Annotated in this window: 20 protein-coding genes; 15 read left to right on the forward strand and 5 right to left on the reverse strand. The window is 41.6% G+C overall.

Annotated elements, in window-relative coordinates:
• The first annotated feature begins 5 nt into the window (after nucleotides 1-5).
• The 5 genes from recF (at nucleotide 6) to MTF66_RS35335 (ending at nucleotide 7,170) form a co-directional block, all read left to right on the forward strand.
• Nucleotides 6-1,100 (forward strand): DNA replication/repair protein RecF, encoded by a 1,095-nt coding sequence (recF, locus tag MTF66_RS35315; protein ID WP_248530084.1) that lies wholly within the window; start codon nucleotides 6-8, stop codon nucleotides 1,098-1,100.
• Between the two features lie 12 nt (nucleotides 1,101-1,112).
• Entirely contained in the window at nucleotides 1,113-3,539 is a 2,427-nt protein-coding gene (gyrB, locus tag MTF66_RS35320) for a DNA topoisomerase (ATP-hydrolyzing) subunit B (protein ID WP_248530085.1), read from the forward strand.
• Nucleotides 3,540-3,681: 142 nt separating this feature from the next.
• Nucleotides 3,682-4,581, forward strand: coding sequence for a glycine--tRNA ligase subunit alpha (gene glyQ / locus MTF66_RS35325; RefSeq protein WP_054554789.1), 900 nt, complete (start codon nucleotides 3,682-3,684; stop codon nucleotides 4,579-4,581).
• 8 nt (nucleotides 4,582-4,589) lie between these two features.
• Nucleotides 4,590-6,659, forward strand: coding sequence for a glycine--tRNA ligase subunit beta (gene glyS / locus MTF66_RS35330; RefSeq protein ID WP_248530086.1), 2,070 nt, complete (start codon nucleotides 4,590-4,592; stop codon nucleotides 6,657-6,659).
• 61 nt (nucleotides 6,660-6,720) lie between these two features.
• Nucleotides 6,721-7,170 (forward strand): hypothetical protein, encoded by a 450-nt coding sequence (locus tag MTF66_RS35335; RefSeq protein ID WP_054554787.1) that lies wholly within the window; start codon nucleotides 6,721-6,723, stop codon nucleotides 7,168-7,170.
• Between the two features lie 213 nt (nucleotides 7,171-7,383).
• On the opposite strand, the gene MTF66_RS35340 is transcribed toward MTF66_RS35335, so the two are convergent.
• The 4 genes from MTF66_RS35340 to fadB form a co-directional block, all read right to left on the reverse strand.
• A complete protein-coding gene (locus tag MTF66_RS35340) occupies nucleotides 7,384-7,908 on the reverse strand; it encodes a transposase (RefSeq protein WP_248530087.1) in 525 nt (174 codons plus the stop codon).
• 135 nt (nucleotides 7,909-8,043) lie between these two features.
• Nucleotides 8,044-8,283, reverse strand: a complete 240-nt coding sequence (gene tusA, locus MTF66_RS35345) for a sulfurtransferase TusA (RefSeq protein WP_248530088.1) — start codon at nucleotides 8,281-8,283, stop codon at nucleotides 8,044-8,046.
• Between the two features lie 153 nt (nucleotides 8,284-8,436).
• Nucleotides 8,437-9,603 (reverse strand): acetyl-CoA C-acyltransferase FadA, encoded by a 1,167-nt coding sequence (gene fadA, locus MTF66_RS35350; RefSeq protein WP_248530089.1) that lies wholly within the window; start codon nucleotides 9,601-9,603, stop codon nucleotides 8,437-8,439.
• A gap of 5 nt (nucleotides 9,604-9,608) precedes the next feature.
• Nucleotides 9,609-11,768: a fatty acid oxidation complex subunit alpha FadB gene (fadB, locus tag MTF66_RS35355; protein ID WP_248530090.1), complete on the reverse strand. Its 2,160-nt coding sequence runs from the start codon at nucleotides 11,766-11,768 to the stop codon at nucleotides 9,609-9,611.
• Nucleotides 11,769-13,020: 1,252 nt separating this feature from the next.
• Here fadB and MTF66_RS38675 point away from each other — a divergent pair.
• The 10 genes from MTF66_RS38675 to MTF66_RS35400 all read left to right on the forward strand — a co-directional run bounded on the left by MTF66_RS38675 (nucleotide 13,021) and on the right by MTF66_RS35400 (nucleotide 19,804).
• Entirely contained in the window at nucleotides 13,021-13,071 is a 51-nt protein-coding gene (locus MTF66_RS38675) for a KxYKxGKxW signal peptide domain-containing protein (RefSeq protein WP_350338391.1), read from the forward strand.
• A gap of 74 nt (nucleotides 13,072-13,145) precedes the next feature.
• Complete coding sequence (locus MTF66_RS38680; protein WP_350338392.1) at nucleotides 13,146-13,850, forward strand: transglycosylase SLT domain-containing protein; 705 nt, start codon at nucleotides 13,146-13,148, stop codon at nucleotides 13,848-13,850.
• A gap of 93 nt (nucleotides 13,851-13,943) precedes the next feature.
• Nucleotides 13,944-15,266, forward strand: a complete 1,323-nt coding sequence (gene pepQ, locus MTF66_RS35365) for a Xaa-Pro dipeptidase (protein ID WP_058583681.1) — start codon at nucleotides 13,944-13,946, stop codon at nucleotides 15,264-15,266.
• Nucleotides 15,267-15,324: 58 nt separating this feature from the next.
• On the forward strand, nucleotides 15,325-15,942 hold the full coding sequence (locus MTF66_RS35370) for a YigZ family protein (protein WP_248530091.1): 618 nt from the start codon (nucleotides 15,325-15,327) through the stop codon (nucleotides 15,940-15,942).
• A 95-nt stretch (nucleotides 15,943-16,037) separates the two neighbouring features.
• On the forward strand, nucleotides 16,038-17,489 hold the full coding sequence (locus MTF66_RS35375; RefSeq protein WP_054563770.1) for a TrkH family potassium uptake protein: 1,452 nt from the start codon (nucleotides 16,038-16,040) through the stop codon (nucleotides 17,487-17,489).
• A 38-nt stretch (nucleotides 17,490-17,527) separates the two neighbouring features.
• Nucleotides 17,528-18,184: a flagellar brake protein gene (locus tag MTF66_RS35380; protein WP_055022186.1), complete on the forward strand. Its 657-nt coding sequence runs from the start codon at nucleotides 17,528-17,530 to the stop codon at nucleotides 18,182-18,184.
• A gap of 468 nt (nucleotides 18,185-18,652) precedes the next feature.
• Nucleotides 18,653-18,862 carry a calmodulin gene (locus tag MTF66_RS35385; RefSeq protein ID WP_248530092.1) on the forward strand — a complete coding sequence of 70 codons (210 nt, stop codon included), beginning with the start codon at nucleotides 18,653-18,655 and terminating at the stop codon, nucleotides 18,860-18,862.
• 67 nt (nucleotides 18,863-18,929) lie between these two features.
• Nucleotides 18,930-19,142 carry a calmodulin gene (locus MTF66_RS35390; protein WP_054554776.1) on the forward strand — a complete coding sequence of 71 codons (213 nt, stop codon included), beginning with the start codon at nucleotides 18,930-18,932 and terminating at the stop codon, nucleotides 19,140-19,142.
• A gap of 140 nt (nucleotides 19,143-19,282) precedes the next feature.
• Nucleotides 19,283-19,498, forward strand: coding sequence for a calmodulin (locus tag MTF66_RS35395; RefSeq protein WP_248530093.1), 216 nt, complete (start codon nucleotides 19,283-19,285; stop codon nucleotides 19,496-19,498).
• 87 nt (nucleotides 19,499-19,585) lie between these two features.
• Nucleotides 19,586-19,804 carry an EF-hand domain-containing protein gene (locus tag MTF66_RS35400; protein ID WP_248530094.1) on the forward strand — a complete coding sequence of 73 codons (219 nt, stop codon included), beginning with the start codon at nucleotides 19,586-19,588 and terminating at the stop codon, nucleotides 19,802-19,804.
• A gap of 82 nt (nucleotides 19,805-19,886) precedes the next feature.
• Here the strand turns inward: MTF66_RS35400 and trkA are convergent, their stop codons facing one another.
• The gene (gene trkA, locus MTF66_RS35405) at nucleotides 19,887-21,263 is read right to left on the reverse strand and encodes a Trk system potassium transporter TrkA (protein ID WP_054563775.1); all 1,377 of its coding nucleotides are present in this window, start codon (nucleotides 21,261-21,263) and stop codon (nucleotides 19,887-19,889) included.
• Nucleotide 21,264: the final 1 nt, after the last annotated feature.

The following is a 21,264-nucleotide window of genomic DNA, read 5'->3' on the forward strand; positions in this document are numbered from 1 at the left end:
CTTATATGAGTTTAAGTCATTTAAGCCTCAATAATTTTCGGAATATTGAGGCGCTGACACTTGAGCCGGTTAATGGCATAAACATTATCTATGGCGAAAATGGCAGCGGAAAAACCAGTCTCCTTGAGGCGATATATTTCCTTTCTCACGGTAAATCATTTCGTACCGCCAAACATAAAAATATCATTCAGCATCAACAAGACAAGTTTGTGATTCATGGTCGCAAAGCGCTGCATGATTTGTCTATTCCGATTGGTATAAGTAAAAACCAATCGGGTGAAACGTCTTTAAAGATTCAGGGAAAAACGAGCCGTAAAATCTCTGAATTAGCTCAGCTAGTGCCGGTACAAGTTATTACTCCAGAAAGCTATTCATTGTTTTTTGGCGGTCCAAAAGAGCGTAGAAAGTTTCTCGATTTAGGATTGTTCCACGTGGAACATGACTTTTTTTACTTGTGGCAATCTTTTAATAAAGTACTAAAGCAACGTAATGCTTTATTAAAAAGTAAACCTCGAGATTATTTCGAACAGATCAAGTTTTGGGATAAAGAATTTGTTAGACTAGCTGAACAAATAAATAATCTAAGAATCGCGTATATAAGTAGGTTTAAGCAGCAGTTTTTTGATAAAATGTGTGCAGAATTAACGCTTGTAAGCGATTTAGAAATTAACTTTCATGCGGGCTGGAAAGAGAGCGAAACGCTCTCAGAGGCGCTTGAGCAAAGCTTTGAACGTGATGCCAAACAAGGTTTCACAAGTAAAGGTCCGCATAAAGCTGATTTTAGTTTTAGTGTTTCTGGTAACAGTGTAGAAAATACCTTTTCTCGCGGTCAATTGAAGCTCTTGCTTTATGCGTTAAAAGTAACGCAAAATAGCTTAATTGAGTCAGAAACAGATAAGCAATCTATATTGCTAATAGATGACTTACCTTCAGAACTGGGTGAAGATACAAAAGAAAAAGTGGGTCAACTTTTGACTCATTGCGATTCGCAACTTTTTATCTCATCAATTTTATCTGAAAGTATTTCTGCTGTGGTGGAACCCATGCAACGAGAACTAAAAATGTTCCACGTGAAACATGGCAACCTAATAACAAGATAAGTGGGATTAACCATGTCTGAGAATTACGATTCGTCGAGTATTAAAGTACTTAAAGGATTAGACGCAGTAAGAAAGCGTCCAGGAATGTATATAGGGGACACCGATGACGGTACAGGCCTTCACCATATGGTGTTTGAGGTTGTTGATAACTCTATCGATGAAGCCTTAGCTGGTCATTGTGATGATATTTTTGTAACGATTCACTTAGACGGTTCAGTCTCTGTAAGAGATAACGGTCGTGGTATTCCTACATCTATTCACGAAGAAGAAGGTGTTTCAGCGGCTGAAGTTATCATGACGGTACTTCATGCTGGTGGTAAGTTCGATGATAACTCATATAAAGTATCTGGTGGCTTACACGGTGTAGGTGTTTCGGTAGTAAATGCACTTTCTGAAAAACTACAGCTGACAATTCGTCGTGAAGGTAAAATTCACCAACAAACATATACTATGGGTGTACCTGATGCGCCATTAGCTGTAATTGGTGACGCAACAGACTCAGGTACTGAGTTACGTTTCTGGCCAAGTGGTGAAACATTCACTGACCTTAACTTCCACTACGATATTTTAGCAAAGCGTTTACGTGAGCTTTCGTTCTTAAATTCTGGTGTAAGTATCATTCTTACCGATGAACGCGAAGAGGCTAAAAAAGACCACTTCAAATATGATGGCGGTATCCAAGCGTTCGTAGAATATCTAAACCGTAATAAAACACCTGTACATAAAAGTGTTTTCCACTTTACCCATGAGCGTGAAGAAGACGGTATTAGTGTAGAAGTTTCAATGCAGTGGAACGATGGTTTCCAAGAAAGCATATTCTGCTTTACTAACAACATTCCACAACGTGATGGTGGTACGCACTTAGCTGGTTTTAGAGCAGCATTAACGCGTACGCTAAATAACTATATGGAAAAAGAAGGTTTTAACAAAAAAGCGAAAACAACAAGCAATGCTACGGGTGATGACGCTCGTGAAGGCTTAACTGCTGTTGTAAGTGTTAAAGTTCCTGATCCTAAGTTCTCATCACAAACGAAAGACAAACTAGTATCAAGTGAAGTTAAGTCTGCTGTAGAACAAGCAATGGCAGAAAAATTAACTGAGTTCTTATTAGAAAACCCAGTTGATGCTAAAACAGTTGTTGGCAAAATTATTGATGCAGCACGAGCTCGTGAAGCAGCGCGTAAAGCACGTGAAATGACACGCCGTAAAGGTGCAATGGATTTAGCTGGTTTACCAGGTAAATTGGCTGACTGCCAAGAAAAAGATCCAGCACTTTCTGAACTATACATAGTGGAGGGTGACTCTGCAGGTGGTTCAGCTAAACAGGGTCGTAACCGTAAAAACCAAGCAATTTTGCCACTTAAAGGTAAGATTCTTAACGTAGAAAAAGCACGCTTTGATAAGATGCTTTCTTCTCAAGAAGTAGCAACTCTAATCACTGCATTAGGTTGTGGTATTGGTCGTGATGAATATGACCCAGAAAAACTACGTTATCATCGTATCATTATCATGACCGATGCGGACGTGGATGGTTCTCACATTCGTACCTTACTACTGACTTTCTTCTACCGTCAAATGCCAGAGATTGTAGAAAAAGGCTTTATCTATATTGCGCAACCACCACTTTATAAAGTGAAAAAAGGTAAGCAAGAACGCTACATTAAAGATGACCCAGCGCTTGTTGATTACTTAACATCATTAGCATTAAACAATGCTGCACTTTATACAAGCGAAGGTGCATCTGCACTTGAAGGTGAAGAACTAGAAAGAATCGTTCACGATTATCAAAATACAGTTAAAGTGATTGAACGTTTAAAACGTAAATATCCAAATTCAATTATGGAACGTTTAATTTATCAAAGCGAAATTACCGAAGCTGATTTAGCAGATGAAGCAAAAGTTAAAGAGTGGACTAACACACTAGTTGACGACTTAATTGCACGTGATGAAGATGCAACTATCTTCCATGCGGGCACTGAGCACGATACTGAGCGCAACATGTATTATCCTGTTGTGAATATTCGTCAGCATGGTGTGGATAAAGCACATGTACTAAACCATGACTTCATCACATCGCGTGACTACAAACGCATTGCAGCGACAGGCGTAAACATTGCTAACTTACTTGAAGAAGGGGCATATGTTCAACGCGGTGAGAAAACTCTTGCTGTTGATAACTTTGTGGATGCATTAGAGTGGTTAATCAATGAATCGAAACGCGGCCTTTATATCCAACGCTATAAAGGACTCGGTGAGATGAACCCTGATCAGCTTTGGGAAACCACTATGGACCCAGATGCACGTCGTATGTTGAAAGTAACAATTGAAGATGCAGTAGCTGCAGACCAATTGTTTGCGACTCTAATGGGTGACCAAGTTGAGCCGCGTCGTGACTTCATCGAAACGAATGCGCTACGTGTAGTTAACCTAGACGTATAACGCGAAATTAAGAATTAAAAAAGGAGCCTACAGGCTCCTTTTTTTATTGCTGAAAAAGCACAAACTGCTTAAAACCTTACTGCACACAAGGTATACTGAGAGCAATTTTCAGACTAAACGCACCAGATACTATAAGCCAAATATGCAAAAATATGACGTTAAAACCTTTCAAGGTTTGATCCTGGCTTTACAGGACTATTGGGCACAGCAAGGCTGTGTGATTGCTCAACCACTCGATATGGAAGTGGGAGCAGGGACATTTCATCCGTTAACTTTCTTAAAGTCGATTGGCCCAGAGCCAATGTCGAGCGCGTATGTTCAACCATGCCGCCGTCCAACTGATGGTCGTTATGGTGAAAACCCGAACCGTTTACAGCATTACTACCAATTCCAAGTAGTATTAAAGCCATCACCAGAAAACATCCAGGAGCTTTATTTAGGTTCTTTAGCTGCTGTTGGTATCGATACACTAACTGATGAAGTACGCTTCGTAGAAGACAACTGGGAGTCGCCTACATTAGGTGCTTGGGGTCTAGGTTGGGAAATCTGGTTAAACGGCATGGAAGTAACTCAGTTTACTTACTTCCAGCAAGTAGGTGGCTTAGAGTGCTCACCAGTAACCGGTGAAATCACTTATGGTCTTGAGCGTTTAGCAATGTATATTCAGGGCGTAGATAGTATCTATGACCTAGTATGGGCAGACGGTCCTATGGGTCGTGTGACATACGGTGATGTATTCCATCAAAATGAAGTAGAGCAGTCAGCTTATAACTTCGAACAAGCGGATGTTGAGTTCTTATTTGCACAGTTTGATCACTGTGAAAAAGAAAGCGAAAAGCTAATTGAAGCAGGCTTACCATTACCAGCTTATGAGCAAGTAATGAAAGCATCACATGCGTTTAACTTATTAGACGCACGTCACGCTATCTCAGTAACAGAACGTCAACGTTATATCTTACGTGTTCGTGCTTTATCTAAAGCATGTGCACAAAGTTACTATGATGCCCGTGAAGCTCTTGGTTTCCCGCTTTGTAAGGATTAAGAATTAGCATGTCAGCAGAAAATTTATTAGTAGAAATTGGCACAGAAGAGTTGCCACCGAAAGCACTTCGTAAACTTGCTGAGTCGTTTGCTGAGAACTTAGCAGCTGAGCTTGCAAGCTTAGAATTAAATCATCAAGGCGTTAACTGGTACGCATCACCACGTCGTTTAGGTTTGCGTGTTACTGCACTTGAGGCTAAGCAAAGTGACAAGGTTGTAGAAAAGCGTGGTCCTGCAGTTGCAGCCGCTTTTGATGCCGATGGTAATCCAACTAAAGCAGCAATGGGTTGGGCTCGTGGTTGTGGTATCGATGTAAGCGATGCACAAACACTAGAAACAGATAAAGGCGCTTGGTTATTACATAAAGCACAGGTTGAAGGTCAAGCAACTACATCGCTTATGAGTGATGCAGTAAACAAAGCACTTGCTAAATTACCTATCCCTAAACCAATGCGTTGGGGTGCAAATAAAACACAATTTATTCGCCCTGTGCACACAGCGACTATTTTATTTGGTAGCACGCTCATTGAAGGCGAAATCCTTGGTAAGCAAGTTGGCAACCAATTACAAGGTCATCGTTTCCATCATCCAGAAAAAGTAACAATTAACCACGCTGATGATGTGTTTGATGTTCTTAAATCTGCTTACGTTGTCGCTGACTTCGAAGCGCGTAAAGCACAAATTCGCGAACAAATTGAAGCAGCAGCTAGCGCTGTAAATGCTAAAGTAGCGATGGATGAAGACTTACTTGAAGAAGTAACATCCTTGGTTGAATGGCCAGTAACGCTGACAGCAACATTCGAAGAAGCATTCTTAGATGTTCCTTCAGAAGCGCTTATCTATACCATGAAGGACGACCAAAAGTACTTCCCGTTATTAGACCAAGATGGCAACTTACTTAATAAGTTCCTATTTGTTTCAAACATCGAAAGTAAAGATCCAAGCGTGGTAATTGCTGGTAACGAAAAAGTTGTTCGTCCTCGTTTAGCTGATGCACAGTTCTTCTACGAAACAGACAAGAAGAAAACGCTAGAGAGTCGCTTAGAATCGCTAGATACCGTTTTATTCCAAAAGCAACTTGGTACGCTGAAAGATAAATCTGAGCGTATTAGTGAACTTGCCGGTTACATTGCTGAGCAGTTAGGTGCCGATGCCGAGCTTGCTAAGCGAGCAGGTTTATTAAGTAAAACAGACTTAATGACCGAAATGGTTATGGAGTTTACCGACGTGCAAGGTGTAATGGGTATGCATTACGCTCGTCACGACGGTGAAGCTGAAGAAGTTGCACTAGCGCAAAATGAACAATATATGCCTCGCTTCGCGGGTGATAACTTACCAACAAATGTGATCAGCTGTGCAGTAGCAATTGCTGATAAGTTTGATACGCTGGTGGGTATTTTTGGTATTGGTCAAGCGCCAAAAGGCGACAAAGACCCATTTGCACTTCGCCGTGCAGCAATTGGTGCATTACGCATCATGGTTGAAAAATCATTACCGTTAGATATCTTAGACCTTGTTGCTAAGTCGCAAACGCTATTCGGTGAAAAGCTAACGAACCTAAACGTATCAACAGATGTGTTTGAGTTTATGTTAGGTCGTTTCCGCGCATGGTATCAAGATGAAGGTATTGAAGTTGATGTCATTCAAGCAGTGTTAGCACGTCGTCCAACTAAACCAGTTGATTTCGACCGCCGTGTTAAAGCGGTAAGTCACTTCCGTACATTAGACGCAGCAGAAGCGCTTGCAGCAGCAAATAAACGTGTAAGCAATATCTTGGCTAAAAATGACATCACAACACAAGGTGATGTAAATGAGAGCCTATTAAGCGATGACGCAGAAAAACTATTAGCGTCACACGTTGCTAAGTTTGCAACTGAGCTTGCACCTCTATATGCAAATGGCGATTACCAAGAAGCATTGTCACAACTTGCGGGTATCCGTGAGAGTGTTGATAACTTCTTCGATAACGTCATGGTAATGGCTGATGACGAAGCAGTTAAACAAAACCGCTTAGCATTGTTAAGCCAACTAAGCCGTCTGTTTTTAGATATTGCTGATATTTCTGTACTCCAGAAGTAAGCAGTAGCCAATTATTAAAAGCCAGCTCAGTGCTGGCTTTTTTGTAGCAAAAGGAACAGTAATGAAACGTGTAATTACTTTAGCATTAGCAGGCTTATTAACTGCCTGTTCTAGCCAAATGCAAATGCCAAGCATTGACGATATTCTGCCAAGCAAAGAGCTTGACCGTACTATGTATTTACGTGGTGATTTTACCTTGTGGGATGCCGAGCCGCAGTATCAATTAGAGCAAGTTGCACCGGGCATATTCCAAACCGACGTTAAGTTTTCAACACCAGGTAAGGTTTATGAATTCAAAGTAGCGGATGCAGATTTTAGCGAAGGCTATAACTGTGGTTACAGTGATATGGACCCAGCAGGGCAATCATTGGTTCTAGGCCAAGCCGCCAATGCCGACTGTAATACCATCTACAATTATTTTAGCTTTAAACCCGCTGCAAAAGGCGTGTATGTAGTGAGCTTTGATTACCGCAATAGTAATCAACCAAAAGTGACAGTAACTCGAAAGTAAAGCTCTGCGCTGGTAGGTTGGGTAGAGCGGAGCGAAACCCAACGCATACACTCACCTTGAAGAGTAGCTACGATACCGAACCCTTCACGGATTTGCTATCGGGAGTGTTCGATATATCGCAGAAGAAAAGTACCTACAACATGTTGGGTTTCGTTGCTCTCAACCCAACCTACACTAGTTAGGCTAGCGTTAGAACAAAGCACCAACCTCTCATCAATCTTCATAAAGATTAAGTGCGATATCTAACTCATCACCTGACAAATTAAAAGCAGATGACTTACTCAATTTCCTATAAGACGAAAATGGCCAGTCTTCAATTTGATTCACATATTTATGTTTCACAGGGTTGAAGTAAATATAATTAATATGGTTCATTAGGTCTTGCTCGTCCTTTATATAATGCTCCCAATACCGTCTCTGCCAAATACCTCGTTCACATTTCTGAATACGGCTAGGCGATTTATGCTCGTAATTATTTAGCTGTCTAGAAAAATTAGACTTAATTAACCGCCACCGTTTTGCATAATCACAATCCCCAACGGGTAGTTGCCAAATAGCGTGTAAGTGATCTGGAAGAATGACAATGGCAAGTGTTTTAAAAGGGTGTGACTTAGCCACACTTTTATAAGCTGAACGTAGCAGAGTGATGTTTGAAGTTAAAAGTGCTGAGTTTCTTTGCGCAATCGCTAGAGTAAAGAAATAGGTGCCCCCGGGGATTAATATTCTTCTGTATCGCATACATTCATCCTTGAATGTTAAATGATAAGAGTAGTTTAATTTCGATTAAAAGTTGAATTTCACGAACTTTAATTTTTTGCTATCACCTTGCAGTTACGTTGGGTTTCGCTTCGCTCTACCCAACCTACAAGCTCGTTACAACCCTTTCTTCACCAAGTACCGATACGGTGATTGTTCTACATCTTTAGCCACAAGTGTGTGATCCATAAAAGTACAAAAGCTTGGGATATCACGAGTGGTTGATGGGTCGTCGGCGATGATCAGTAAGGTTTCGCCATCTTTCATTTTTCGTACTGCGCCACGCACCATCATGACAGGTTCTGGACAACGAAGGCCAAGTGCATCTAATTGGTGATCGGGATTATCAAAACTCATGGCTGACCTTTTAGGTGAAAGAGACGATTAATAAGCGGCTATTTTAACTTTCTATTGCTGCCAGTTTCAATAACCGAAAGCAAAGCAAATAAAAAAGGCGCACTGAGCAATTCAGTGCGCCTTTTTATCACCAAGATGTTTGGTGTGAGCTCGTTATTCTACGCGCTCAAATACAGTTGCAATACCTTGGCCTAAACCAATACACATAGTTGCTAGACCGTATTTAGCGTTCTTGTCTTCCATTAGGTGAACAAGCGTTGTGCTAATACGTGAACCAGAACAACCAAGTGGGTGACCAAGTGCAATTGCACCACCATTTAGGTTAACTTTTTCATCTACCACATCCATCAGACCTAAGTCTTTTAATACTGGTAGAGATTGTGCTGCGAACGCTTCGTTAAGCTCTGCAACATCGATATCGTCAATAGTGATACCTGCTTGTTGAAGTGCTTTTTGCGAAGCTGGAACTGGGCCGTAACCCATGATTGATGGATCGCAACCTGCAACAGCCATTGATTTAATACGCGCACGAATTGGTAAACCAAGTTCTTTTGCTTTCTCTTCGCTCATTACAAGCATTGCTGACGCGCCGTCAGAAAGTGCAGAAGAAGTACCTGCCGTTACGCTACCTGATGCTGGATTGAATACAGGGCGTAGTTGCGATAAGCCTTCAACAGTTGTCTCTGGACGGATTACTTCATCGTCTTCAACTAAGATTAAAGAACCATCTGCATCATGACCTTCCATTGCTAGGATTTCACGACGGAAACGACCTTCAACTGTTGCTGCGTGTGCACGTTGGTGCGAACGGTAAGCAAATTCGTCTTGTTGCTCGCGGCTAATGCCGTGAAGCGTAGCAAGGTATTCTGCAGTTAAACCCATTACGCCAGCAGCTTGTGCTACAGACGTTGATAAACCTGGATGAAAATCATTACCGTGAGTCATTGGTACGTGACCCATGTGCTCAACACCACCAATGATGTAGGTATCACCAGCGCCAGTCATAATAGCGCGTGCTGCATCGTGTAATGCTTGCATTGATGAACCACATAAACGGTTAACTGTAACAGCTGGTACTGAGTGAGGAATACCGGCTAGTAGTGCTGCGTTTCGAGCAATGTTAAAACCTTGCTCTAACGTTTGTTGTACACAGCCCCAGTAAATATCATCAATTGATGCTGGATCAACGGCTGAGTTACGGTCTAACAAACCTTTCATTAAGTGAGCACTTAAATCTTCCGCACGCTTGTTTTTGAATACGCCGTTCTTTGAACGACCCATTGGTGTGCGGATACAATCTACGATTACTGGATTATTCATGTTTCTTATCCTTCCACCTTATAGAATACACGGCCTTCTTCGGCCCACTTGCGAGTTTCATCTGATACTTGGTAAATCGCACCTAAGTGAGCGTATTTGTCTGCTGCCGCAACAAAGTTCGCTAAACCAGTTTGATCTAAGTAACGGAATGCACCGCCTCTAAATGGAGGGAAACCAATGCCGTAAATTAGCGCCATGTCAGCTTCTTGTGGAGACGCTACGATACCTTCTTGTAAACAAAGTAGTACTTCGTTGATCATCGGGATCATACAACGGTCAATGATTTCTTGTTTGTCGAAATCTTTAGGTGCATCAGTGATAGCACTTAGTAACTCTGTTGCTGTTGCATCTTTTGCTTTTTTCAGGCGACCACGACGGTCTGGCGCGTATTGGTAGAAACCTGCACCATTTTTCTGACCAAAGCGTTTTTCGTTTGCAAATACAGTAACAGGGTCTTTATCTTGGCGAGCCATACGCTCAGGGAAACCGTCAGCCATTACACCAGTACAGTGGTAAGCTGTATCGATACCTACAACATCAAGAAGATATGCAGGACCCATAGGCCAACCAAATACATTTTCCATCACTTTATCAACTTTAGTGAAGTCAGCACCTTCAACAACAAGTTTGCTGAAACCTGCAAAGTAAGGGAATAGTACGCGGTTTACAAAGAAACCAGGGCAGTCGTTTACAACAATTGGTGATTTACCAAGTTTTAATGCGTAATCAACAACGGCATTAATTGTTGCTTCTGATGTTTTTTCACCACGAATGATTTCTACTAATGGCATTTTTGGCACTGGGTTAAAGAAGTGCATACCACAGAAGTTTTCTGGTTTTTCAAGTGCCGATGCTAACTCGTCAATACGAATTGTTGAGGTATTTGAAGTTAGGATAGTGCCCGCTGGTAAGTCTTTTTCAAGACCAGCAAGAACAGCTTGCTTCACTTTAGGGTTTTCAACCACAGCTTCAACAACGATGTCTGCACTTTGTAGGTCCGCATCGTTTAGTGTTGGTTTAATCTTGCCTAAGGTAGCAACCATCTTATCCATCGCCATATGGCCACGTTGTACTTTTTTGCCAAGTAGCTTAGATGCTTCGCCCATACCTAAATCAAGTGCATCTTGGTTGATGTCTTTCATGATAATAGGTGTGCCTTTATAAGCAGACTGGTATGCAATACCGCCGCCCATAATACCTGCGCCTAATACAGCTGCTTGTTTGATCTCAAGTTCACTGTGTTTAGCTTGCTTCTTCGCTTTACCTTTAATGTATTGGTCAGCTAAGAAAATACCTGTTTGTGCAGCAGCTTCGCTTGTTGCTGCTAATTTAGCAAAGTTAGCGTTTTCAATTGCCATTGCTTCAGCGCGTTCACAGTTTGCTGCAGCTTTGATTGTTTTTACAGCCATAACAGGTGCTGGGTAGTGACCTTTTGTCTGACCCATTACCATGCCTTCAGCCATCGCAAAGCTCATACCTTGCTCAACACGGTTCATTTTCAGTGGCTGTAATTTTACTTGTCGTTTTGCTTGCCAATCTAGCTTGCCAGCAACTGCTTGCTCAAGTGTTGCAATACTTGACTCTAAAAGTTTGTCAGCACTAACTACCGCGTCAAAGGCACCTACTTTTAGGGCATCAGCAGCGCGGTTTTCTTTACCTGTAGTGATCCATGTCATCGCATTATCAGCGCCAATAAGGCGTGGAAGGCGAACTGTACCACCAAAACCAGGCATGATGCCTAGTTTAACTTCAGGTAGGCCAATTTTAGCGTTAGAGCTAGCAACGCGGTAATCGGTAGCAAGTGCCCACTCACATCCTCCGCCAAGCGCCATGCCGTTTACAGCACTTAGCGTTGGGAAAGGTAAATCTTCAATTGCATCAAAAACGTCAGTTGCATTTTTGATCCATGCAACAAGTTCTTCTTGAGGTTTAGTGAAGGTAGGTAAAAATTCGAAAATGTCGGCACCGATAATGAAATGATCTTTATCGCTGGTGAACACCATGCCTTTGATATCTGAGTTTGTTGCCAATTCTTTTAATGCTAAAGCGCAATCTTGCAAGGTTTGCTGCGAAAGTTTATTTACTGAGCCGTCTGCACAGAACTTAAACTCGGCGATGTTGTCCTTGATGAAAGCAACTTCAAATGAATCGCTTTTATATAACATTATTATTCTCCCTAGTTTATTAACTAAGACTGGTACGATGAGTTTGCATTTCAATCAGTGTGCTTGCTTTAAAATGAAAATGCAACGAAAAATTTACTGCGCTTTATCGCGATTGGTTAAAATATAGCTGGTTTGGTGCTAAGGTGTAGGAGAAGTTTTTTGTTATTAATTCTTTAATTTTTGTTAAAGGTCATCATGAAAAAACAACTCCTTGGTTGGACAGCTGCCGCATTACTTTTTCCTTTTTTTGCAGCTGAAGCCAACGATAAACATGACGCTTTTTTAAAAGCAGAAAAAAAGGCGCGTTACGGTGATTATCAAGACATGAAAGAGGCGGCAAGTGGGCTTGATCACCCTTTGAAGCCTTATGTCGAAAAGGCTTATTGGCAACGTAATCCGAGCCTTAAACATCAGACAGAAATCGAAAACTACCTCAATGTTTACCAAAACACGCCACTAGAGTGGCCTGTACGTAAGGCATGGCTTAATTACTTAAAAAAGTACAACAAAAAAGCGGCTTATATTCGTAACTATCGCGAAACAAGCAATAACGAATTGACCTGTCCTTATTTAAGTTTTCAATTGGACTTAGGTGCGCCTGAAAAAGCCATCATGAATCAAGTGACTGATTTATGGGTGGTAGGAAAATCACAACCAAAAGAGTGCGATAAGTTGTTCTCTCTTTGGAAGAAAAAAGGGTACCAGACCGAAGAGCGGGTTTGGCAGCGCATTAGCTTGGCTGCCGAAGGGGGCTCATCAAGCTTAATTCCATACTTAAAAACATTACTGCCTCGTGCTGACCAATATTTAGCTGATTTATATTTAAAGGTACGCAAAGATCCGAGTGCTTCAGCGGGCCTTTATCGCTACAAGAAAAAATCTGCTAAAGAAGGGCAGATTGCGATTTATGGAGTTAAGCGCCTAGTATGGCGAGATAAAGACCTTGCACTGCGTGCCTGGGAAAAGCTCGAAACCATGTTCGACTACACAGACGAGCAAAAAGCGGATGTTTACTACAGCTTTGCCTTGTCGCTTGCTTCAAGTGGCCACCAACAAGCGCGCTTTTGGTTAAATAAAGTGCCTAAAGACCGTCAAACTAGAAAGTTAATGCAATGGCAACTTGGCAATATGTTAGAGAGACAAGATTGGTCTGGCATTGTGGCGTTTTTTACAGGCAAAGAAAACCTGAGCCTAGGTCAACAATATTGGTTGGCATATAGCTTAAATCAACGTGGTGAAGTCGAGCGTGCTCGTGAAATCTGGCAAACAGTGGCTAAAGAGCGTGATTATTACGGCTTTTTAGCATCTGCACGCTTAGGTATTCCGGTTAGCTTAAATAATAAAGAGATAAATATTAGTAATAAGCTAAAGCTTGAAGTGGCGAATGCTCCAGGCTTTAAGCGAGCTCGTGCTTTATATGAGCTTGAGCGCTTTACATCTGCGCGTCGTGAGTGGAATTATTTAACGGGTACATCAACCAAAGAAGAAAAGCTTGCTGCGTCATTACTTGCTGCTGAACTTGATTGGTACGACAGTACTATCTATACCTTGGCGCAGTTAAAAGAGTGGGACTATGTCGACTTACGTTTCCCATTTGCTTTCAAAGATGTATTTGCAACATATAGCAGTCGCAGCCATATTGATGTTGCTTGGAGCATTGCAATTTCACGCCGTGAAAGTTCTTTTGCGCCCGATGCGCGTTCTCATGCCAATGCTCATGGTTTAATGCAGCTGTTGCCAAGCACTGCTAAATATATGAATAAGAGTTCAGTGTCGCGTAAGCAGTTATACCAGCCTCGTACTAATATTCGTCTTGGTAGTGAGTATTTGCAGTATTTGAAAAAGAAAAATCATGGCAACGAAATCCTGGCAACGGCCTCTTATAATGCGGGTTATCATCGCATTAAACGCTGGATCCCAGAGCAAGCTATGCCAGCTGAACTGTGGATTGAGTTAATTCCTTATACAGAAACACGAAACTACGTTAAGAACGTATTTGCTTACCGACAGGTTTATCACACTCGATTAGGACGCGATGGCAATGTTCTAGCGCCAATTCTTGATATGTCGATGGGTGGTTAAACTCGATTTGTCACACTATCCTCCCTCAGTTGGGGGATGGTGCTGGCTATGATAGACTGCTAACAAGTTAAATTTACTAAAGATGGGTTTACTATGGATAAATTAGCGGTGTTATACGCCGAACATATTGCAACCTTGCAACAACGCACTCGTACAATTACAGAGCGTGAAGGTTTAGAAGGGTTAGTAATTCACTCAGGTCAGGCTAAACGTCAGTTTTTAGATGACATGTATTATCCGTTTAAGGTGAATCCGCAATTTAAAGCTTGGTTACCAGTGATCGACAACCCGCATTGTTGGATTGTGGTTGATGGTGCATCTAAGCCGAAACTGATTTTTTATCGTCCTGTCGACTTTTGGCATAAAGTACCTGATGAACCACGTGATTTTTGGGCTGAGTATTTTGATATTGAATTATTAGTACAGCCAGATCAGGTAGAAAAGCTACTGCCTTACGATAAAGAAAAGTTTGCCTATATCGGTGAATACCTAGAAGTAGCGCAAGCGCTGGGCTTTAGTATTATGAACCCAGAGCCAGTTATGAACTACCTTCATTTTCATCGTGCTTATAAAACACAGTACGAGCTTGAGTGTTTACGACAAGCTAACCGTATCGCGGTAGATGGCCATAAAGCAGCACGTGATACGTTTTTTGCTGGTGGTTCAGAGTTTGATATTCAACAAGCTTACCTTATGGCTACCCGCCAGAGTGAAAACGAGATGCCTTACGGTAATATCGTTGCACTAAATGAGAACTGTGCAATTTTACATTACACGCATTTTGAACCTAAAGCGCCGCAAACGCATCATTCTTTCCTTATTGATGCAGGTGCAAACTTTAATGGTTATGCTGCTGATATCACACGTACTTATGATTTTAAAAAGTCAGGTGAGTTTAGCGATTTAATTAAAGTAATGACTGAGCATCAAATCGCTTTAGGTAAAGCATTAAAACCTGGCTTGTTATACGGTGAATTGCATTTAGATTGTCACCAGCGTGTAGCGCAAGTACTAAGCGACTTTAATATTGTGAAGTTACCAGCCGCTGAAATTGTTGAGCGCGGTATTACGTCAACGTTCTTCCCGCATGGTCTTGGTCATCACCTTGGTTTACAAGTTCACGATATGGGTGGTTTTATGGCTGATGATACAGGTGCGCACCAAGCACCACCTGAAGGTCATCCGTTCCTACGTTGCACTCGTTTAATCGAAAAGAACCAAGTATTTACTATTGAACCTGGTTTATACTTTATCGACTCGTTATTAGGTGACCTTGCGCAAACTGACAACAAACAGTTTATTAACTGGGAAAAAGTTGAAGAGTTTAAGCCATTTGGCGGTATCCGTATTGAAGATAATATTATCGTTCATGAAGATAGCCTAGAAAACATGACTCGTGATCTACACTTAGATTAACGATAAAGGTTAGTGAATATCGGGGCCAATAGGCCCCATTTTTTTTAGATAAGCAATTATGTCTGAATACCAATATCCGGCTGAGCCGGTTTTTTACCAAGAAGAAATCAAAAAAAGCACCTTTATTGTGCATATTGCCCACACCCCAGATCTTGCGGCAGCCAAAGCCTTTATCAAAGAGATTCAAGATAAATACAGCGATGCTCGTCATAATTGCTGGGCACATGTTGCGGGTAACCCCGGTGGCAGCCATGTGTATGGTTTTTCTGATGATGGTGAGCCCAATGGCACAGCAGGTAAGCCAATGCTTAATGTATTAACAGGCTCTGGTATTGGTGAAATTACAGCGGTGGTAACCCGTTATTTCGGGGGCATCAAGCTTGGTACAGGTGGGCTAGTTCGCGCATACGGCGGTAGTTTAAATAATGCCATGCGAGAGCTTAAAACCATTACCAAGGTACCGAGTGTTGAACTGGTTGGTCAAAGTGATTACAGCGTACAAGGTGCAATTGAGCAGTTATTAAAAAATCAGTATCAGGTGCTTAATATCGAAAAACAATTTGCAGAGAACATCACATGGCAAATTGAAATCGATAGCCGTCAGGCAGAGCAAGCGATTGATGATATCCATGAATTGACTCATGGCGGAGTTAGCCTAAAAGTCAGAAAAGTTTGAAATGTAAAAATAATACATTCCGTTTACTTACAATTAAGGCTGTAAGACAATAAACTGTATTAGCTAAACATTTAATAAGAAAGCGATACGCCTAGATGCAATTTCGTACCATAATAAAAATTCTCGGCCAGCTGGTGGCGTTATTTAGTATCACTATGGTGCCACCGGCACTGGTGTCTTTGATCTACAAAGACGGTGGTGGTGTGCCATTCGTTCTCGCTTTCATTTTTAGTGTTGTGATTGGTTTAGCAGCTTATTATCCAAACCGTCATGAGCATGGTGATCTTAAAGCCCGTGAAGGCTTCTTGATTGTAGTCTTGTTCTGGTTAGTACTAGGTACCTTCGCTGCGGTGCCTTTAGTGTTCTTACAAGAGCCTAATCTTTCCTTAGCTGACTCGGTATTTGAGGCCTTTTCTGGGCTGACAACCACAGGGGCTACCGTACTTACGGGCATAGAATACCTACCTAAATCAGTTCTCTTTTATCGCCAGCAACTGCAGTGGCTAGGTGGTATGGGGATCATCGTACTCGCGGTCGCGGTACTGCCTATGCTAGGGGTCGGTGGTATGCAGCTATACCGAGCAGAAACACCTGGTCCGGTTAAAGATTCAAAAATGACGCCGCGTATTGCCGATACTGCAAAGCATCTTTGGTATATTTATGTATCGCTGACGATTGCTTGTACGCTTGCGTACTGGGCTGCAGGTATGGATTGGTTTGATGCAATCTGTCATGCGTTCTCTACAATTGCGATTGGTGGCTTCTCTACCTACGATGCATCAATGGGGCAGTTTGATAGCCCATTAATTAACTTTATCTGTGTCGTGTTTTTGCTGATCGCAGCCATTAACTTCTCGCTGCATTATGCGGCGGTAGCTTCACGCAATATTCGTGTTTATTTACGCGACCCTGAATTTAAAGTGTTCTTATTGATTCAATTAGCATTGGTCATTGTCTGCTTTACTGTGCTTTCATCAAATAATATTTATGCCGATGGTGACGAGACTCTCGACCAAGCTATGTTCCAAGCGGTATCAATGAGTACCACCGCAGGCTTTGCGACAGACAACTTCTCAGCATGGCCACTGTTCCTACCTATTTTACTTATTTTCTCAAGTTTTATTGGCGGCTGTGCTGGTTCTACCGGTGGTGGTATGAAGGTTGTGCGGGTGTTCCTACTTTACTTACAAGGTATTCGTGAGCTTAATCGTCTTGTGCATCCAAGGGCTATTTATTCAATTAAATTAGGCCGAAAAGCACTCCCAGATAAAGTTGTTGAAGCTGTTTGGGGCTTCTTCTCTGCGTATGCTTTGGTGTTTGTCATTATCATGTTGGCGCTGATGGGCACCGGCATGGATAACATCAGTGCATTCTCAGCAACAGCTGCTTGCTTAAATAACTTAGGCCCAGGTTTAGGTGAAGTCGCTGCTCATTACGGAGCGATTTCTGATACGGCAAAATGGCTACTTACTATTGCGATGGTATTTGGTCGTTTAGAAATATTCACCCTGTTAGTGTTGTTTACGCCAACCTTCTGGCGAGGCTAACCATAGTAAGGTGATTATCTAGAAGTGGAGGCATTACTGTGCCAAAAACTCAAAAACAACGTAATCTAGAAAAGCTAACCTGTATCCCTGCGGGTAGTTTAGTGGATGTTGAAATTACCACACCAACCGACAGTAAGCGCGTAAAAACAGAATTTATTGGTTTGATGAATGATCAGTACATCATTATCAATTACCCATCAGCAAAGCGTTTAGCAAATGGTAGTGATTTCATCAAAGACGGGGTGATGGTCGTTATACGCGCGGTACTTGAAGCGGGTGGTGGGCAAGTAATTGCTTTTCGTCAGCAAATAAGCGCCTTGGCATCGCATCCTCACCGTTTAATTTTTCTCGAGTTTCCTAAGCAAGTGCAGCTTTATAGCTTACGTAGTGAAGCACGTATTCCTACGTTATTCCCTGCAAACTTAGTCATTGCAGAGCAAAAACTGGCAGGGCTTATTAAAGATATTTCACTCACAGGCGTGCAGTTTGATCTTAATAGCAAGGAGGACTTAAGCGCTTTTAAAGGGCAAAGCTGCCAAATCACACTTAGTAAACGTGAGTTTAATGGCACAGTATGTAGCGTGCGTAAAAGAGCAGGCGGTTTTATGTTCGGTGTACAGCTTGATACGAGTGAAGATGAAATGAAAGCGTTTATGAAAGAGCACTTAATTGACCTTTCTGTGTTGGATATCTAATACTAATTCGCCATTTTGCAACAAAATGGCTATTTCCTCCGATTTAACCCTATAAATATCAAAATTAATTTATAAATAAATTTAAATAACCAATTAAATCAATGTATTATTAATTAAATTAATTTCGGTTTTTTTCTTTAAGTTTTGTTGTTCAGATAGAGTTTATTTTCAAATTTCTAATTTTTCTGTTTTCTAATCCGAGTTAATCGCTATTGTCTCCATTTTAATCTTTGTAACTTATTGATTTTAAAGGTGACAAAAAACCAACCACCGAGCTTGTTGCAAAACAGCAACAAACAAATAGCGTTATTTCCCCCTAATTCTCGATATTTTAATTTAATACACTGATTTTATTGTTCTTTTTAACTTTGGCATCGAAGTTGAAATAGTCTTAGCGAACACAGAGAAAAACTGATTCAGGAACATATCCTTTATCACAGTTGAGACAACATTGAAGGAATAGTGATTATGAAAACGTTACACAAAACTTTAGCACTTGTAGCTCTAGCAGCTTCATCAGCAGCGTTTGCCGCTGACTTTGACACACTGGATGTTAATGGCGATGGCGCTATCAGCAAAAGCGAAGCATCAGTAAGCGAAACTTTAATGAGCCAATTTAAAGAGCTTGATACAGACGGCAACGGTGAGCTGTCTAAACAAGAGTACTCAAAAGCTTAATTTCATTGTAAGGACACACTGAAAAGGACTTCTAACTCAAGACAACACATTTTGAAGGAATGACATTATGAACACAGTAAATAAAACACTAGCACTTATGGCACTTGTATCTTCATCAGCAGCATTTGCGATGAGTGATTTCGATACTCTAGATGTTGATGGCAATGGTGTTATCAGCCAAAGCGAAGCATCGGTAGATGCAGAGCTAATGAGCAAATTCAGCGAATTAGACACTGACGGTAACGGTGAGTTATCGAAACAAGAATTTTCAAAAGCTTAATGTGATTAAGCAAAACCAGTTTATTTAGCTGATTAGTTCTGAGCTGCCAAAGACAGCCTAAATGGATAAGGGAATCCATGACAAAGGACAACACTGGAAGTGTGATCAGCTAACACTCTTAAAATTGAAGGAATATGATTATGAAAACAGTAAACAAAATATTAGCTTTAATCGCACTGGCATCTTCTTCAGCAGCTTTTGCAGCAACTGATTTTGACACTCTAGACGTAGACGGTAACGGCGTGGTTAGCAAAAGTGAAGCAGCCGTTGACGCAAAAATTATGTCGCAGTTTAAAACATTAGACGTGAACGGTGACGGCGTTCTTACTGAAGCAGAGTTCTCTGAAGCCGAATAACTGAATTAAATGAGTCTTTATACCAGTTTCCAATAAACAGGGATCTCAGAAACGGATTTCATCTTTTCAAATCTTAAGGTAGTTATTATGAAGCAGTTAAGCATAACAGTCGCAATTTTAGCACTAGCAACATCATCAGCAGCCTTTGCACAAGGCGTAAGCTTTTCAACATTCGATACCGACGGTGATGGTGTGATCAGCAAAGAAGAAGCGTCTGCAAATATGCAGCTTGAAAAGTTATTTCCAGAGCTAGATAGCGATGGTAATGGCGAACTTTCAAAAGAAGAGTTCGCTCAAATTCAATAGAATCTTTTAGAAAAGTTAGGTACTTTCACTTCAAGAGTCGTAAAGCAGCTGTCATGGCTGCTTTTTTCGTTTATAAGCTTTTTTACAAGAAGATAGCACTTACTTGAAACAGCTTTTCAACAACTGTAATGTGCTTTTTATCAATCAAGAACATGATTACATGGTCACCCGACTGAATAACCGTATCGTCATGGGCAATCAGTACATCATCGTTACGCACAATTGCACCAATGGTTGTTCCAGCTGGTAGTTTGATATCAGCAATTGCTCGGCCAACAACTTTAGAAGTATGCTCATCACCATGAGCGACAGCCTCAATGGCTTCTGCTGCGCCCTTACGTAACGAATAAACATTAACAATGTCACCACGGCGAACATGTGTTAACAGCGCCGAGATAGTGGCTTGCTGAGGTGAAATAGCAATATCAATCTCACCGCCTTGTACTAGGTCTACATAAGCGCCACGCTGAATAAGCACCATGGTTTTTTGTGCGCCCATACGCTTTGCCAGCATCGCAGACATAATGTTTGCTTCATCGTCGTTAGTCACTGCGATGAACACATCCACTTGTTCAATATGTTCTTCAGATAGCAGCTCTTGATCAGAGGCATCGCCACAAAATACCACGGTGTTATCAAGCATTTCAGAAAGCTGTGCTGCGCGCTCTTTATTGCGCTCAAGCAGCTTCACGCTGTGGTTTTTCTCAAGTGAACGCGCAAGGCCCGCACCGATATTACCACCACCAGCAATCATGATCTTTTTGTATGAACGTTCGAGTTTTTGCAGCTCATTCATGACTGCTCGAATATGCTTTGTTGCAGCGATAAAGAACACTTCATCGTCCGCTTCGATAACCGTTGTGCCAAGCGGTTTAATCGCTTTACCTTGACGATAAATAGCCGCGACACGAGTTTCGACATTCGGGATGTGCTCTTTCAAGGCTGAAAGTGCATAACCCACCAGCAAACCACCGTAATAGGCTTTCACCGCAACCAGCGATAACATGCCATCGGCAAATTGTAATACCTGCAAAGCACCCGGATAGTCGATTAAGCGACGAATATACTTAGTTACCAGCGCTTCTGGAGCAATGTAGTGATCAACAGGTAAGTCGTCATTATGAAATAGCTTTTCACGGTACTTTAAGTATTGCTCTGAGCGAATACGGGCAATTTTGGTTGGCGTGTTAAAAATACTATAAGCAACTTGGCAAGCAACCATGTTCACTTCATCAGAACTGGTTACGGCAATAATCATATCGGCGTCTTCTGCGCCTGCGCGACGCAATACATCGGGATGCGCACTGTGACCGGTAACACCTTGTAAGTCGTACTTATCTTGTAGCTCACGCAAACGGTTACCGTCGATATCGACAACGGTGATCTCATTTTGCTCACCTACGAGGTTTTCTGCCAATGTGCCACCAACTTGTCCGGCACCGAGTATGATTATTTTCATA

Source organism: Pseudoalteromonas sp. 2CM39R (assembly GCF_023161845.1).